This window comes from Streptomyces sp. NPDC041124, assembly GCF_055592385.1.
This window is the reverse complement of the sequence record NZ_JBVIYR010000011.1, coordinates 188780-202369: the sequence shown is the minus strand read 5'-3', so window position 1 is coordinate 202369 and position 13590 is coordinate 188780. Positions and strand designations below refer to the sequence as shown.

Below are 13590 nucleotides of genomic sequence, written 5' to 3'. Positions count from 1 at the left end.
CTCGCCCGGAGCGGCCGTCCCGGGGGCGAGCCGTTCCTCGAAGACACCCGATTTTTCGCCGGACATTCTCAATTTCCGTCACGAGTACCGAAGTGGGTACCCCCATGTCTGAAACAGCCTCGACGGCCGTGAAAGCGGCTCCGAGCGGCCCGGACGCCAACCGCTGGAAGGCGCTCACCTTCATCGCGCTGGCCCAGCTGATGGTCGTACTGGACGCGACCATCGTGAACATCGCCCTGCCCTCCGCCCAGCAGGACCTGGGCATCTCCGACGGCAACCGCCAGTGGGTGGTCACCGCCTATGCCCTGGCCTTCGGCGGGCTCCTGCTGTTCGGCGGCCGGATCGCCGACCTGTGGGGGCGCAAGCGGGCCTTCGTGCTCGGTCTGGGCGGCTTCGCGCTGGCCTCGGCACTCGGTGGCGCGGCCACCAACGAGGCCATGATGTACGGCGCCCGCGCGCTGCAGGGCGTGTTCGGCGCGCTGCTGGCGCCCGCCGCGTTGTCCCTGCTCGCGGTGATGTTCACCGACGGCAAGGAGCGCGCCAAGGCCTTCGGCATCTACGGCGCGATCGCCGGTGGCGGTGGTGCCGTGGGTCTGATCCTCGGCGGGTTCCTCACCGAATACCTGGACTGGCGCTGGACGTTCTTCGTGAACATCCCCTTCGCCGTGGTCGCCGCGGCCGGCGCGTACCTCGTCGTCCGTGAGCCCGCGGGCGGGCGCAACCGTTCGCCGCTCGACATCCCCGGTGTGGTGCTCTCCACCCTGGGTCTGGTCGCGCTGGTCTACGGCTTCACCCGCGCGGAGTCCGAGGGGTGGGGTGACTCGGTGACGGTCGGCATGTTCGTCGCCTCCGCCGTGCTGCTCGCCGCCTTCGTGGCCGTCGAGGCCAGGGTCGAGGCGCCGCTGCTGCCGCTGCGCGTGATCACCGAGCGCAACCGGGGTGGGGTGTACCTGTCGCTGGGCATGGCGATCATCGCGATGTTCGGCCTGTTCCTCTTCCTCACCTACTACCTGCAGGTCGTGAAGGGGTACTCGCCGGTCAGGACCGGGTTCGCCTTCCTGCCGATGGTCACGGGCATGATCGTGGGGTCGACGCAGATCGGCACGCGCCTGATGACCCGGGTCGCGCCCCGGCTGCTGATGGGCCCCGGCTTCCTGGTCGCCGCGGTCGGCATGCTGTTCCTGACCCAGCTGGAGATCGACACCTCCTACGCGGGTGTCCTGCTGCCCGGCATGCTGCTGCTCGGTCTCGGCATGGGTACGGCGTTCATGCCGGCCATGTCGCTGGCCACCCTGGGGGTGGAGCCGCGTGACTCCGGTGTCGCCTCCGCGATGGTCAACACCTCGCAGCAGGTGGGCGGCGCGATCGGTACGGCCCTGCTGAACACGATCGCCGCCTCGGCCACCACGGCCTATGTCGCCGACCACATCGGCGGCGCCGCCGGCCGGTCCCAGCAGCAGCTGGTCCAGCTCCAGGGGCAGGTGCAGGGCTACACCAGCGCGATCTGGTTCGCGGTCGGGATCCTGGTGGCGGCCGCGGCCGTCGCCCTGACCCTCATCAACGCGGGTCGGCCGGGCGGTGCGGCGGTCGCCGGGTCCTCCGAGGACGCGGTGGCGGACGAGTTGGCGGTGCCGGTGGCCATGCACTGACGGCCGGCCCGCGGGGTGCTCACGGAAGGAGCACCCCGAACCGCCCGGCACCCCGCATCACCCGACACCCCGAACCACCCGTACGGAAGAGGAGGGGACGCCTCCTCCGTACGGCTCCCGGGACCTGCCCCTGGCTCCGCCTCGTCAGCGGAGCCAGGGCAGGTCCGCACCCGCTTCGCTCGGCTGGAGTCCCTCGGCGACGATCCGCATGATCTCGCCGAGGGACTCCTGCTGTTGCGGGGTGAGCCGGTCGAACACGGCCTGTCGTACGGCGTTCACATGGCCGGGCGCGTGCCGGGTTAGCATCTCCAGGCCCTTGTCGGTCAGCACGGCGAACTGGCCCCGCTTGTCGGAGGGGCAGTCCTCGCGGCGCACCCAGCCGCTCTTCTCCAGCCGGGCGACGGCGTGCGAGAGGCGGGAACGGGTGATCTTCGCGGACATCGCCAGTTCCGTCATCCGCAGGCGCCGGTCCGGGGCCTCGGCGAGCTTGACCAGCAGGCCGTAGTACACGTGCGGCATCCCGGCGTCCCGCTGGAGCTGACGGTCGAGATGGTCCTCCAGGAGCGTGGTGGCGTCGATGTACGCGCGCCAGACGCGCTGTTCCTCGTCGGTGAGCCAGTGGGGTTCTCCGGGGTCTGCGGATGTGGGTGCCGTGTTCATGTAGTCCACTGTACGGCGGACCTTCTTGAATGTTAAACAAAACTCCCGTACCGTCGGTGATGGAAGTTGAGGATTCAAGTACACGAGTCACCAGTCACCCGCCGAAGGGAGTCGCCGTCATGACCGCCGCCACTCAGGAACGCATGCCCGCGCTGTACCTCAGCCACGGCGCCCCGCCCCTGGCCGACGACCCCGTCTGGCCCGGCGAGCTGGCCGCCTGGTCCGCGGGTCTGCCCCGCCCCGAGGCGATCCTCGTCGTCTCCGCCCACTGGGAGGAGGCACCGCTCGCCCTCGGCGCCACCGAGACGGTCCCCCTCGTCTACGACTTCTGGGGCTTCCCCCAGCACTACTACCAGGTGAAGTACGGCGCCCCCGGAGCCCCGGCCCTCGCCGAGTCCGTGCGCAAGCTGCTGCGCGCCCCGGGCATGCCCGTGCAGGACGTCCCCGACCGCGGACTGGACCACGGCGCCTACGTGCCGCTGGTCGAGATGTACCCCGGGGCCGACATCCCGGTCCTCCAGGTCTCCATGCCGACGCTGGACCCGGTGAAGCTGATGGACATCGGCCGCCGGCTCGCGCCGCTGCGCGACGAGGGCGTGCTGATCATCGGCTCCGGCTTCTTCACCCACAACCTGGCCGCACTGCGCCAGGGCGGCATCCCCTCCTGGTCGACGGAGTTCGACGCCTGGGGTCAGGAGGCGCTGGACGCGCGGAACGTGGACGCGCTGCTGGACTTCACCCGCAAGTCCCCGGCGGGCCGGCTCGCCCACCCGCGCACGGAGCACTTCGCCCCCCTCTTCGTGACCATGGGCGCCGCGGACGCCGCCGGTGAGCTCGGGGAACAGAAGTCCGTGATCGACGGGTTCTGGATGGGACTGGCCAAGCGGTCGGTGCAGTTCGGCTGAGCCGCCGGGACCGCGGGTGCGGCCCTTCGCCGTCCGGCTGAGCCGCACCGCACCGGGCTACAGCTCCTTCTCGTACCAGGCCACGTCCCACCAGCGGCCGAACTTGCGGCCCACCTCCCGGTAGGTGCCGACGTGACGGAAGCCGAAGCGCTCGTGCAGACGCGTGGAGGCGTCGTTCGGCTGGGCGATCCCGGCGTAGGCGCGGTGCAGGTCCTCGCCCTTCAGGGCCTCGAAGAGCGCCGTGTAGAGCAGGGTGCCGATGCCGCGCCGCCCGGCGCCCGGGGCGACGTAGACCGTCGTCTCCACGGACGTGGCGTAGGCGGGTTTGGGGCGGAAGGGGCTGGAGGTGGCGTACCCCAGGATTCCGCCCGCCCCGGCGTCCGTGGCAACCATCAGGCGGTACGGGCCGTCTACAGGGTGGGAGAGCAACCAGGGGCGTCGCCCGTCCGGGGGAAGCGGCGCGGTGTCGAATGTGACGGCCGTCTCACGAACGTAGTGGTTGTACAGGTCGGTGAGGGCTGTCAGATCGCCCTCCTCGCCCGGTCTGACCTGGATCTCCGCGTGTTCCGCCGGCATCGTGCCTCCCCGTGTGGGCCGACAGGGTACTGCATGATCAGAAAATCGGGAGGACGGGTTGGGAATTCTGTCCGGATTCCAGTCGTTGTTTCCTACGGATGCGGGCACCCGAGCAGAGTCCGAAGAGACCCGAAGACCTGTAGAAGTGCCGAGCGTCCGCAGGACCACCCGCTGACCTCACCATCGCAAGGGAGCACGCATGGCAACCCGTGCCGTCGCCCGTCGTAAGTCCGCCGCCGGCGAGACGACCGACGCGGCAACCAGTGTTCGCGCCCACAGCGGCGAGATCGCCGATCGCGACCTGGTCGGCATGTACCTCGACGAGATCGCGCGCACGCCGCTGCTCGACGCCGCCAAGGAGGTCGAGCTGTCCCAGATCATCGAAGCGGGTGTGTTCGCGAAGCAGATCCTCGACGGCCTCGAGGAGAACAAGGCGGGGGCCTCCCAGGAGGAGCTGGAGGCCCTGTACGACGCGAGCGAGCGGGCGAAGGACGTCTTCATCCGGTCCAACCTGCGCCTCGTCGTCGCCGTGGCCCGCCGGTACCCGCGCAGCGGCCTGCCGCTGCTCGACCTGATCCAGGAGGGCAACGCCGGCCTGGTGCGCGCGGTCGAGAAGTTCGACTACCGCAAGGGCTTCAAGTTCTCGACGTACGCCACGTGGTGGATCCGTCAGGCCATCACGCGGTCCATAGCCGACCAGTCGCGCACCATCCGTCTGCCCGTCCACCTGGTGGAGGAGCTGGGCCGGATCCGGCGCGTGCAGCGCGAGTTCAACCGTGAGCACGGCAGGGACCCGGAGCCCGCGGAGGTCGCCGCCGAGCTCGGCTCCACCCCGGAGCGGGTCATCGACGTGCTCGACTGGGCCCGCGACCCGGTCTCGCTGAACATGTCGGTGGACGACGAGGGCGAGACCCAGTTCGGAGACCTCCTGGAGGACACCTCCGCGGTGTCGCCGGAGCAGTCGGTGCTGACGCTGCTGCGCAGCGAGGAGCTGGACGACCTGATCGGCCGCCTCGACCAGCGCACGGCCTCCATCATCAAGATGCGGTACGGCATCGAGGACGGCCGCGAGCGCACGCTGACCGAGGTCGGCAAGGAGCACGGTCTGACCCGCGAGCGCATCCGCCAGATCGAGAAGCACGCGCTGCTGGAGCTGAAGAAGCTGGCCCGCGACACCGGCTTCGACGCGGCCGCGTGAGCGTCCGCCTCACCCCGCCGGGGTGGCCACGCGATCCGTCGCGGTAGCGTGAACACCCCGGCCGCGTACGCCGGGTGGCGGAAGACAGCGCAAACATGGCTGTTCCCCGCCGCTTCAACCCGCGAGGCCCAGGGAACAAGAAGGCAGAGCCCAGGAGTTCGGGCCTCGCGGACTCTCCCCTGGACCGCACGAGCCACGTCCCGACGCACCACCCCCCCCGGCGCCGGGACTTCCCAAGGCCGGGTTCGGCGCCCCTCCCCCCGGGCGCCGGGCCCGGCTCTTTTCCTGTCCGGGCGTGCACAGCGGGCCACCCCGAACCTGAACCCCGGGGTGGCCCACCAGATGGCAGATTGTGCCACATGGGCATAGCCTGCCGTGCGTGAGCAGCACGACCCCGACCCCGCCCCTCCCGCCCGCGGCCCGGTCCGCCTCGCTGACCGAACGGCGCAAGGCCGAGACCCGTATGGAGATCGCCCGCGCGGCGGCGGGACTCTTCGTCCGGCAGGGGCTGCGCGCCACCCGCGCCGAGGACATCGCCCAGGCGGCCGGTGTCGCCCCGCGCACCTTCTACCGGTATTTCGCCGGCAAGGAGGACGCCATCGGTCCGCTCTACGCGACCGGCGCCCAGCGCTGGGTCGAGGCCGTGCGTGCCGCCCCCGCCGGACTGCCGCTGCCGCGGGTCCTGGAGGACGCCGTGCGCCACACGCTGACGCCCGGCCGCGGGGTGTCGGCGGCGTCCTGGGACTGGGTGCGCACCCTGATCCGGCTGGCGCAGGCCGACCCGGCCCTGCACCGGGTGTGGGCGGAGGCCTGCCGGGCGGCGGAGCGGAACCTGGCGCAGGCACTGGCGGAACGGCTGACGGCCACTCACGTCCCCTACGACGCCGACAACGTTGCCGAACACGGCCGTCTCCGCTTCACCGCGGCGGTCGCCGGCGCGGCCGTCCGCACGGCGACGGAGTGCTGGGCGGCCGGCGACGCTCCCGCGGAGGGACCGCGCGGACCGGCCGAACTGGCGCTCACCAACCTGGCGGCGCTGCGGGACTTCCCCTGGGAACCGCCGACCCCCCACGGGGCGCGCCCGGGCCAGGGGGCGTGACCGCCCGGGATCCGGCACGGGGGCCGAGCCGGGCGTGCGGCGCCGAGGGCCGCGAGGTGCTGTCGGTCGCCGTGGCTGCGCCCCGGCGCCCCGTCCGCTGGGCGAGGGGCGGCACCCCGTTCGGCGCCTGGCGCGGGGCACCGCCCGCCGGAGCCGACCCGATCCGCACGCCACCCCTCGTCTCCGGTGGAACGTGCCGGAGACATGAGGCCCGCCGCGCCGGTCCGCGGCGTCGTCGCCGGCTGCCGCCCCCCACGCTCGGCCTCGACCCTCGCGTCGGCGCCCTCCGCCTCGCGGGGGAGCGCACCCGACCCCGCCCGCCTCCGCCGGGCGGACACCGCCGACTGCCTCCGACGCGTTCCGCCGGGCGGGCCTCAGCGTCCGCCGTCACCCGACGCCGCCCGGATCATCCGTCCGCCCAGCTCCCGCACCGCGTCCACGAGTTCCGCCGGCTCGTGCACGGTGAAGTCGTGGCCCAGCATGGCCAGTCGTACCGCCATCCAGTCCTTGGCGTCGCTGACCGTGGCCCGGAGCCGGCAGGTCGCCTCGTCCAGGGGCTCGGGGGCGCCCATCCAGCCCGGGATGCGGGCCGCGACCGTGGCCGCCGGCGCGGCGAAGGTGACGACCATCTCGTACGACTCCTGGCCCCGGTACATCGAGCGGCGCAGGTACTCCGCGGCGCTTCCCGTCGGCAGCTCCCTCGGGGCGAACCGCGCCCCGGTCGCGAAGGGGTCGCTGACCCGGTCGACGCGGAAGGTCCGCCAGTCCGCACGGTCGAGGTCGTACGCCACGAGGTACCAGCGCCGCCCGGTCGACACCAGCCGGTACGGCTCCACCACCCGGCGGGAGGCGGTGCCGTCGGCCGCGCGGTAGGCGAACCGCAGCCGCTCGCGCCCGGCCACCGTGGAGGCCATGACGGTGAGCGTCTCCGGCGCGATCGTCGCGCCGTCGCCGCTGGTCAGCGGGGTGGTCGCGGCCTGCAGCGTGCTGACCCGGTGACGCAGCCTGCCGGGCAGCACCTGCTCCAGTTTCGCCAGCGCCCGCACGGACGCCTCGTCCACGCCCTCCAGCGCGTGCCCGGCCCCGGCCCGCAGCCCGACCGCGATGGCCACCGCCTCCTCGTCGTCGAGCACCAGCGGGGGCATCGCCTTGCCCGCGACGAGCCGGTAGCCGCCCTCCGCGCCGAGCGTCGCCTGCACCGGATAGCCGAGCTCGCGCAGCCGGTCGATGTCCCGCCGGATGGTGCGGCGGGAGACCCCGAGCCGGTCGGCCAGCTCACCGCCGGGCCACTCGCGGGGCGTCTGGAGGAGGGAGAGGAGGGTCAGCAGCCGGGCCGGAGTGTCCGTCGTCATGACATCGAGGATGCCGCAGAACTAGGACACGATCCGGCCTACTTGCCGCATAGCTTGCGGGACATGACCTCCACCGACACCCCGCACGCAGTACCACCCGGCGCGGGCGACCGCCGCCGCTGGCTCGCGCTGGCGATCGTGATGACCGCGGCCTTCATGGACCTCGTCGACGTCACGATCGTCAACATCGCGATCCCGTCCATCCAGCGCCATGAGGGCGCCACGTTCAGCCAGATCCAGTGGATCACCGCGGGCTACGCGCTGGCCTTCGCCGCCGGGCTCGTCACCGGCGGCCGGCTCGGTGACATCCACGGCCGCAAGCGGATCTTCCTCATCGGCATCGGCGGCTTCACCGTCGCCTCCGCGCTGTGCGGGCTCGCCGTGAACCCGGAGATGCTGGTCGCCTCCCGCATCCTCCAGGGCGCCACGGCGGCGCTGATGGTGCCGCAGGTGCTGTCCATCGTGCACGCGACCTTCCCGGCGCACGAACGCGGCAAGGTGTTCGGGCTGTTCGGCGCGGTCGTCGGCCTGGGCGCGGTGTCCGGACCGCTGCTCGGCGCGCTGCTGACGGAGTGGAACCTGCTCGGTCTGCAATGGCGGCCGATCTTCCTGATCAACCTGCCGGTCGGCATCGCGGGCCTGCTCCTCGGCCGCCGCTTCATCACCGAGTCCAAGGCGCCGCGCGCCCTGAAACTGGACCTGGTGGGCGTGGCGCTGGTGACCCTGGGGCTGCTGATGCTGCTGTACCCGCTGACCCGCGGCCGCGAACTGGGCTGGCCGCTGTGGGGGTACGCGTCGATGGCGGGCGCGCTGGTGGTCTTCGGTGCGCTGGTGGCGTACGAGCGGGTCAAGGGCGCACGGGACGGCTCGCCCCTGATCGAACTGTCGCTGTTCCGGGTCAAGAGCTTCGCGGCCGGCATCGCGGTGCAGACGGTGTTCGGCATCGGCCTCGGCGTCTTCTTCCTGGTGTGGACGCTGTACATGCAGATCGGCCTCGGCTGGAGCGTGCTGCGGGCCGGACTGACCGGGCTGCCGTTCTCCGTCGCGGTGTCCGCGGCCGCCGGGATGTCCGTACAGCTGCTGGTGCCGCGCTTCGGGCGCAAGGTGCTCCAGGCGGGCGCGCTGGTGATGACGGCCGGTGTGCTGATCTACCTGTGGGAGGCGGAGCGGTACGGGCAGGCGATCACCTCCTGGCAGATGGCGCTGCCGCTGCTGGTCATGGGCGCGGGCATGGGGCTGGTCGTGGCGCCGCTGACCGACGCGGTGCTCTCCGAGGTGCCGCGCGAGCACGCCGGGTCGGCGTCGGGGCTGATCAACACCGTGCAGCAGATGGGCAACGCGCTGGGTCTCGGCCTGGTGTCGGTGGTGTTCTTCGGGGTGATCGACGACGGTCTCGCCCCGGCCGAGGTGGGACCGGCCTTCGTCGACGGTTTCCGGCACGCGCTGGGCTGGGTGGCCGCGGTGCTGGGCGTGATCTTCCTGCTGATGTTCGCGCTGCCGAAGCGCCCGGCCCAGCACGTGGAGGGCGCGCAGGAGACGCCGGCGGCAGTGGAAACGGAGAAGGAGAAGGAGCCCGAGCTGGTGTCCTGAGCGGACGCGTCACCGGCCGACGGAAGGGCCCGGCACCGTGGTTCACGGGTGCCGGGCCCTTCCCTGTCGCGTCTGTCGCACGGAACGGACACAAACGGAAGCCCGATCATGCCCGCACGTGTTTACTTTCCCGGCATCTCGACGTACGGTCCGAGTCGAACCACACGTTCGGGCATGAACGGACCGTAAGGACGGCGGACATGTACGCACCGGAACGCCAGCAGGAGATCCTCCGCCTCGCCCGCGACGGCGGCCGGGTGGACGTGGTCTCGCTGGCCGAGGAGTTCCAGGTGACCGCCGAGACGATCCGCCGGGACCTGAAGGCCCTCGACCGCGCCGGCCTGGTGCGCAGGGTGCACGGCGGGGCCATCCCCGCCGGGCGCCTCGACTTCGAGCCGGACCTCGCCGAGCGCGAGACCACCGCGGCCGACGAGAAGGACCGCATCGCCCGCGCCGCCCTCGCGGAACTCCCGGCCGACGGCACCGTGATCGTCGACGCCGGTTCGACGGTCGCCCGGCTGGCCGGCTTCCTGCCGGCGGGCGCCTCCCTCACCGTCGTCACCCACAGCCTGCCCGTCGCCGCCCGCCTCGCCGACCACCCCGGCATCCAGCTGCACCTCGTCGGAGGCCGCGTCCGGCACCGTACGCGCGCCGCCGTGGACGCGTGGGCGCTGCGCGCGTACGCCGAGATCCGGGCGGACGTCCTGTTCGTCGCCGCCAACGGGTTCTCCACCGAGCACGGGCTGACCACCCCCGACCTCGCCGAGGCCGCCGTGAAACGCGCGGCCGTGGCCGCCGCCCGCCGCGTGGTGCTGCTCGCCGACTCCTCCAAGCACGGCCAGGAGCACTTCGCCCGCTTCGGTGACCTGAGCGACGTGGACCTGCTCATCACCGACACCGGGCTGAGCCCGCAGGACGCCGCCGCCATCGAACGCGGGGGCACGGAAGTGGCACGCGCATGATCCTCACCGTCACCCCCAACCCGTCCCTGGACCGCACCTACGAGGTCCCCTCGCTGGAGCGCGGCGAGGTCGTCCGGGCCACCGGCGAACGCGTCGACCCCGGCGGCAAGGGCGTCAACGTCTCGCGCGCCGTCGCCGCGGCCGGCCGCCGCACGGTGGCCGTGCTGCCCCTCGGCGGCGCACCGGGCGCCCTGGTCGCCGAACTGCTGCACGCGCAGGGCATCGAGGCCGCCCCGGTCCCGGTCACCGGCGCCACCCGCTCCAACATCGCGCTCGCCGAGGCCGACGGCGTCCTGACGAAGATCAACGCACCCGGTCCCCAGCTGACGGCGGCCGAACAGGAACTGCTCCTGGACACCGTCCTCCGGCAGGCCGCGGACGCCGACTGGATCGCCTGCTGCGGCAGCCTGCCGCGCGGACTCGCCCCCTCCTGGTACGCCGACCTGGTCGCCCGGGTGCACGCCGCCGGCGTACGGATCGCCCTGGACACCTCCGGACCGGCGCTGCTCGCCGCCCTGCGCGAACGGCCCGACGTGGTGAAGCCGAACGCCGCGGAACTCGCCGAGGCCGTGGGGCGGGCGCTGACCACTGTGGGCGACGCGGTGAAAGCGGCCGAGGAACTGCGCGCGGCGGGCGCCCGGGCCGTCCTCGCCAGCCTCGGCGCCGACGGACAGCTCCTCGTCGACGACGACGGCGCCTGGTTCGGCTCCGCCCCCGTCGACGCCGTCCGCAGCAACGTCGGCGCGGGCGACTCCTCCCTCGCCGGATTCCTCGTCGCCGGCGGACGCGGACCCGGTGCGCTCGCCTCCGCCGTCGCCCACGGAGCGGCCGCCGTCCAGTTGCCCGGCAGCCTGATGCCGACACCGGGCGACCTCGTCCCGGCCGCGGTCACCGTCACGGCCGAGGTCCCCGTCGACCGTCTCCTGAGGGAGCCGGCGTCGTGAACGCCCGCGCCGCCCGCCCCCGCCCCGTTACTCCCTTCCTCACCCCCGTCCCCTCCCCCGCCCACCCCGCTGCACGGGCGATACGCGTGCGAAGGAGCCCGCGATGAGCGAGATGATCACCGCGGACCTGGTCGACCTCGACCTGTCCGCCGACACCAAGGAAGCGGCGGCACGCGCCCTCGCCGAACGCATGGTGGCCCGGGGCCGGGTCACCGACCTGGAGGGCTTCCTCGCCGACGTCGCCGCCCGCGAGGCCCAGATGCCGACCGGCCTCGACGGCGGCATCGGCATCCCGCACTGCCGCAGCCCACACGTCACCGAACCGACGCTGGCCTTCGGGCGCAGCACGGCCGGGATCGACTTCGGCGCGGCGGACGGACCCGCCGACCTGATCTTCCTCATCGCCGCCCCGGCCGGCGCGGACGACGCTCATCTGACGATCCTGTCGTCGCTGGCCCGGCAGTTGATGAACACCGAGTTCACCGACGCCCTCCGCTCGGTGGGCGACGCCCCGTCGGCGGCGGCGCTGATCCGGGGCGAGGAAACCGGCTCCGAGGACTCCCCCCCGACCGGTTCCGACCGCTCCGAGGACTCCGTGGCGGCACCGGCGGCGGCCTCCGCCGGCGCCGCCACGGGCACCCCCGCACCCGAGCCGGAGCGCCCCTTCCGGATCGTCGCCGTCACCTCCTGCCCCACCGGCATCGCCCACACGTACATGGCCGCGGAGTCGCTGGAGAACGCCGGCCGGGACGCGGGCGTCGAGATCACCGTCGAGACCCAGGGCTCTGCCGGCTTCACCCGGCTCGACCCCGCCGTGATCGCGGCGGCGGACGCGGTGATCTTCGCCCACGACGTCCCCGTACGGGAGAAGGACCGCTTCGCCGGCAAGCCCACCGTCGACACCGGCGTCAAGGCCGCCGTCAACCGCCCCGCCGACCTGATCACCGAGGTGAGGGGCAAGGCGGAGCGCGGCGAGGTCACCGCGGCCGCGTCCGCCGGCACGCCCGTCGAGCGCGGCGGCGAACCCGGCGAGGGCTACGGCACCAGGCTCCGCAAGTGGCTGATGTCCGGCGTCAGTTACATGGTGCCGTTCGTCGCGGCCGGCGGTCTGCTCATCGCCCTCGGCTTCGCGATCGGCGGCTACGAGATCAACGAGGCGCCCTCGGTGATGGACCACTTCGTGTGGACCCAGGCCGCCAGCTGGGGGGCGCTGCTCTTCCAGATCGGCGGCGTCGCCTTCGGCTTCCTCGTCCCGGTCCTGGCCGGCTACATCGCCTACGGCATGGCCGACCGGCCCGGCCTGGTGCCCGGCTTCGTCGGCGGCGCCATCTCACTCACCATCAACGCCGGGTTCCTCGGCGGTCTCGCGGCCGGTCTGATCGCCGGCGGGGTGGTGATCGCGATCCAGAAGGTGCGGATCCCGGCGGCACTGCGCGGCATCATGCCGGTGGTGGTGATTCCGCTGATCTCCGCGGCGGTCGTCGGATTCCTGATGTTCGTCGTCATCGGCAAGCCCATCGCCGAGGCGCAGAAGGGCATGACGGACTGGCTGAACGGCCTCTCCGGCGCCAACGCCGTCCTGCTCGGCGCACTGCTCGGCCTGATGATGTGCTTCGACCTCGGCGGTCCCGTCAACAAGGTCGCCTACACCTTCGCCACCGCCGGGATCGCCGTCGCGAGCCCCAGCGACTCCGCCATGAAGATCATGGCCGCGGTGATGGCCGCCGGCATGGTGCCGCCGCTGGCGATGGCCCTGGCCACCACGGTCCGCGGCAAGCTGTTCAACACGACCGAACGCGAGAACGGCAAGGCCGCCTGGGTGCTGGGCGCCTCCTTCATCAGCGAGGGCGCCATCCCGTTCGCCGCGGCCGACCCGCTGCGCGTGATCCCCGCCTCCATGGTGGGCGGCGCGGTCACCGGCGCCCTGTCGATGGCCTTCGGCGCGACCCTGCGCGCCCCGCACGGCGGGATCTTCGTCGTGCCCCTGATCGGCAACCCGTTCCTCTACCTGGTCGCCATCGCCGCGGGCGTCTGCGTCACGGCGGCCACGGTGATCGTCCTCAAAGGGCTGCGCAAGGCGGCTGCGGCCGGCCCGGGGGCGGACGGAGGCGCCTCGGCACCGTCGCCGGAGAGCAAGCAGCCGGTGGCCGCGTAGGACCACGACGGTGCGCCCGTTTGGGTAGGTGTGGGCGTTTCATGCCTACTGCGATATAGATCACGATCCTCACGGTCCGGGACTCAAAGTCCCGGACCGTGGTGTGTACTGGGCCGCATGTCTGAGCACGAGACGAGTCCGAGGACGACAGGCGCCACCGCACTCACCCTGGTGGTCGTGGCCTGCGCGGCGGGTCTGGCCGACGCCCTGCGGCGCCGGCGCGAACGCAGGCGCGAGCGGGAGCACGTCGAGGAGCCCCTGGCCCGCCCCCACGCGCCGCACGGCACCCCGACGATCCCACGCCAGCGGCGGAACGGGCCGGTGGCGGAATCGGTACGGCTCACCGACGCGGAACGCGACGCCTTCGCAGGGCTGGTGCGCCGGTTCGGCGAGTACGGCTGAGTCGCGGACAGCCGGACGGCCGGCCGGGCAAACGCCAGCCGGACGGACGGCGCCTGTCAGGCCGTCAGGGATCGTGCCGCCCCCCGCCTGTCGGGCCG

Annotated in this window: 12 protein-coding genes; 9 read left to right on the top strand and 3 right to left on the bottom strand. The window is 72.7% G+C overall.

All coding sequences use genetic code 11. The annotated features are described in order from the left end of the window. Nucleotides 1-104: 104 nt before the first annotated feature. Nucleotides 105-1649 (top strand): MFS transporter, encoded by a 1545-nt coding sequence (locus ACZ6A9_RS27565; protein ID WP_468990445.1) that lies wholly within the window; start codon nt 105-107, stop codon nt 1647-1649. A 144-nt stretch (nt 1650-1793) separates the two neighbouring features. On the opposite strand, the gene ACZ6A9_RS27560 is transcribed toward ACZ6A9_RS27565, so the two are convergent. Beyond that, nucleotides 1794-2309, bottom strand: coding sequence for a MarR family winged helix-turn-helix transcriptional regulator (locus tag ACZ6A9_RS27560; protein WP_468990441.1), 516 nt, complete (start codon nt 2307-2309; stop codon nt 1794-1796). A gap of 143 nt (nt 2310-2452) precedes the next feature. On the opposite strand from ACZ6A9_RS27560, the gene ACZ6A9_RS27555 reads away from it, so the two are divergent. Continuing rightward, on the top strand, nt 2453-3214 hold the full coding sequence (locus ACZ6A9_RS27555; protein ID WP_228969982.1) for a DODA-type extradiol aromatic ring-opening family dioxygenase: 762 nt from the start codon (nt 2453-2455) through the stop codon (nt 3212-3214). A gap of 57 nt (nt 3215-3271) precedes the next feature. On the opposite strand, the gene ACZ6A9_RS27550 is transcribed toward ACZ6A9_RS27555, so the two are convergent. Beyond that, nucleotides 3272-3790 (bottom strand): GNAT family N-acetyltransferase, encoded by a 519-nt coding sequence (locus tag ACZ6A9_RS27550; RefSeq protein ID WP_468990438.1) that lies wholly within the window; start codon nt 3788-3790, stop codon nt 3272-3274. A 199-nt stretch (nt 3791-3989) separates the two neighbouring features. Here ACZ6A9_RS27550 and ACZ6A9_RS27545 point away from each other — a divergent pair, with 199 nt between their 5' ends. Further along, nucleotides 3990-4988, top strand: coding sequence for a sigma-70 family RNA polymerase sigma factor (locus tag ACZ6A9_RS27545; protein WP_228969932.1), 999 nt, complete (start codon nt 3990-3992; stop codon nt 4986-4988). Between the two features lie 379 nt (nt 4989-5367). Further along, complete coding sequence (locus ACZ6A9_RS27540) at nt 5368-6087, top strand: TetR/AcrR family transcriptional regulator (RefSeq protein WP_468990435.1); 720 nt, start codon at nt 5368-5370, stop codon at nt 6085-6087. A gap of 374 nt (nt 6088-6461) precedes the next feature. Here the strand turns inward: ACZ6A9_RS27540 and ACZ6A9_RS27535 are convergent, their stop codons facing one another. After that, nucleotides 6462-7439: a helix-turn-helix transcriptional regulator gene (locus ACZ6A9_RS27535; RefSeq protein ID WP_468990432.1), complete on the bottom strand. Its 978-nt coding sequence runs from the start codon at nt 7437-7439 to the stop codon at nt 6462-6464. 63 nt (nt 7440-7502) lie between these two features. On the opposite strand from ACZ6A9_RS27535, the gene ACZ6A9_RS27530 reads away from it, so the two are divergent. The 5 genes from ACZ6A9_RS27530 to ACZ6A9_RS27510 all read left to right on the top strand — a co-directional run bounded on the left by ACZ6A9_RS27530 (nt 7503) and on the right by ACZ6A9_RS27510 (nt 13492). Then, the gene (locus ACZ6A9_RS27530) at nt 7503-9029 is read left to right on the top strand and encodes an MFS transporter (RefSeq protein WP_468990429.1); all 1527 of its coding nucleotides are present in this window, start codon (nt 7503-7505) and stop codon (nt 9027-9029) included. A gap of 200 nt (nt 9030-9229) precedes the next feature. Then, nucleotides 9230-9991, top strand: a complete 762-nt coding sequence (locus tag ACZ6A9_RS27525) for a DeoR/GlpR family DNA-binding transcription regulator (protein WP_468990425.1) — start codon at nt 9230-9232, stop codon at nt 9989-9991. After that, the gene (pfkB, locus tag ACZ6A9_RS27520) at nt 9988-10935 is read left to right on the top strand and encodes a 1-phosphofructokinase (RefSeq protein WP_468990422.1); all 948 of its coding nucleotides are present in this window, start codon (nt 9988-9990) and stop codon (nt 10933-10935) included. Before ACZ6A9_RS27525 ends, pfkB begins: the two co-directional genes overlap by 4 nt. 103 nt (nt 10936-11038) lie before the next feature. Further along, nucleotides 11039-13090, top strand: a complete 2052-nt coding sequence (locus tag ACZ6A9_RS27515; protein ID WP_468990419.1) for a PTS fructose transporter subunit IIABC — start codon at nt 11039-11041, stop codon at nt 13088-13090. A gap of 117 nt (nt 13091-13207) precedes the next feature. Beyond that, nucleotides 13208-13492: a hypothetical protein gene (locus ACZ6A9_RS27510; RefSeq protein ID WP_468990416.1), complete on the top strand. Its 285-nt coding sequence runs from the start codon at nt 13208-13210 to the stop codon at nt 13490-13492. The last annotated feature ends 98 nt before the right edge of the window (nt 13493-13590 follow it).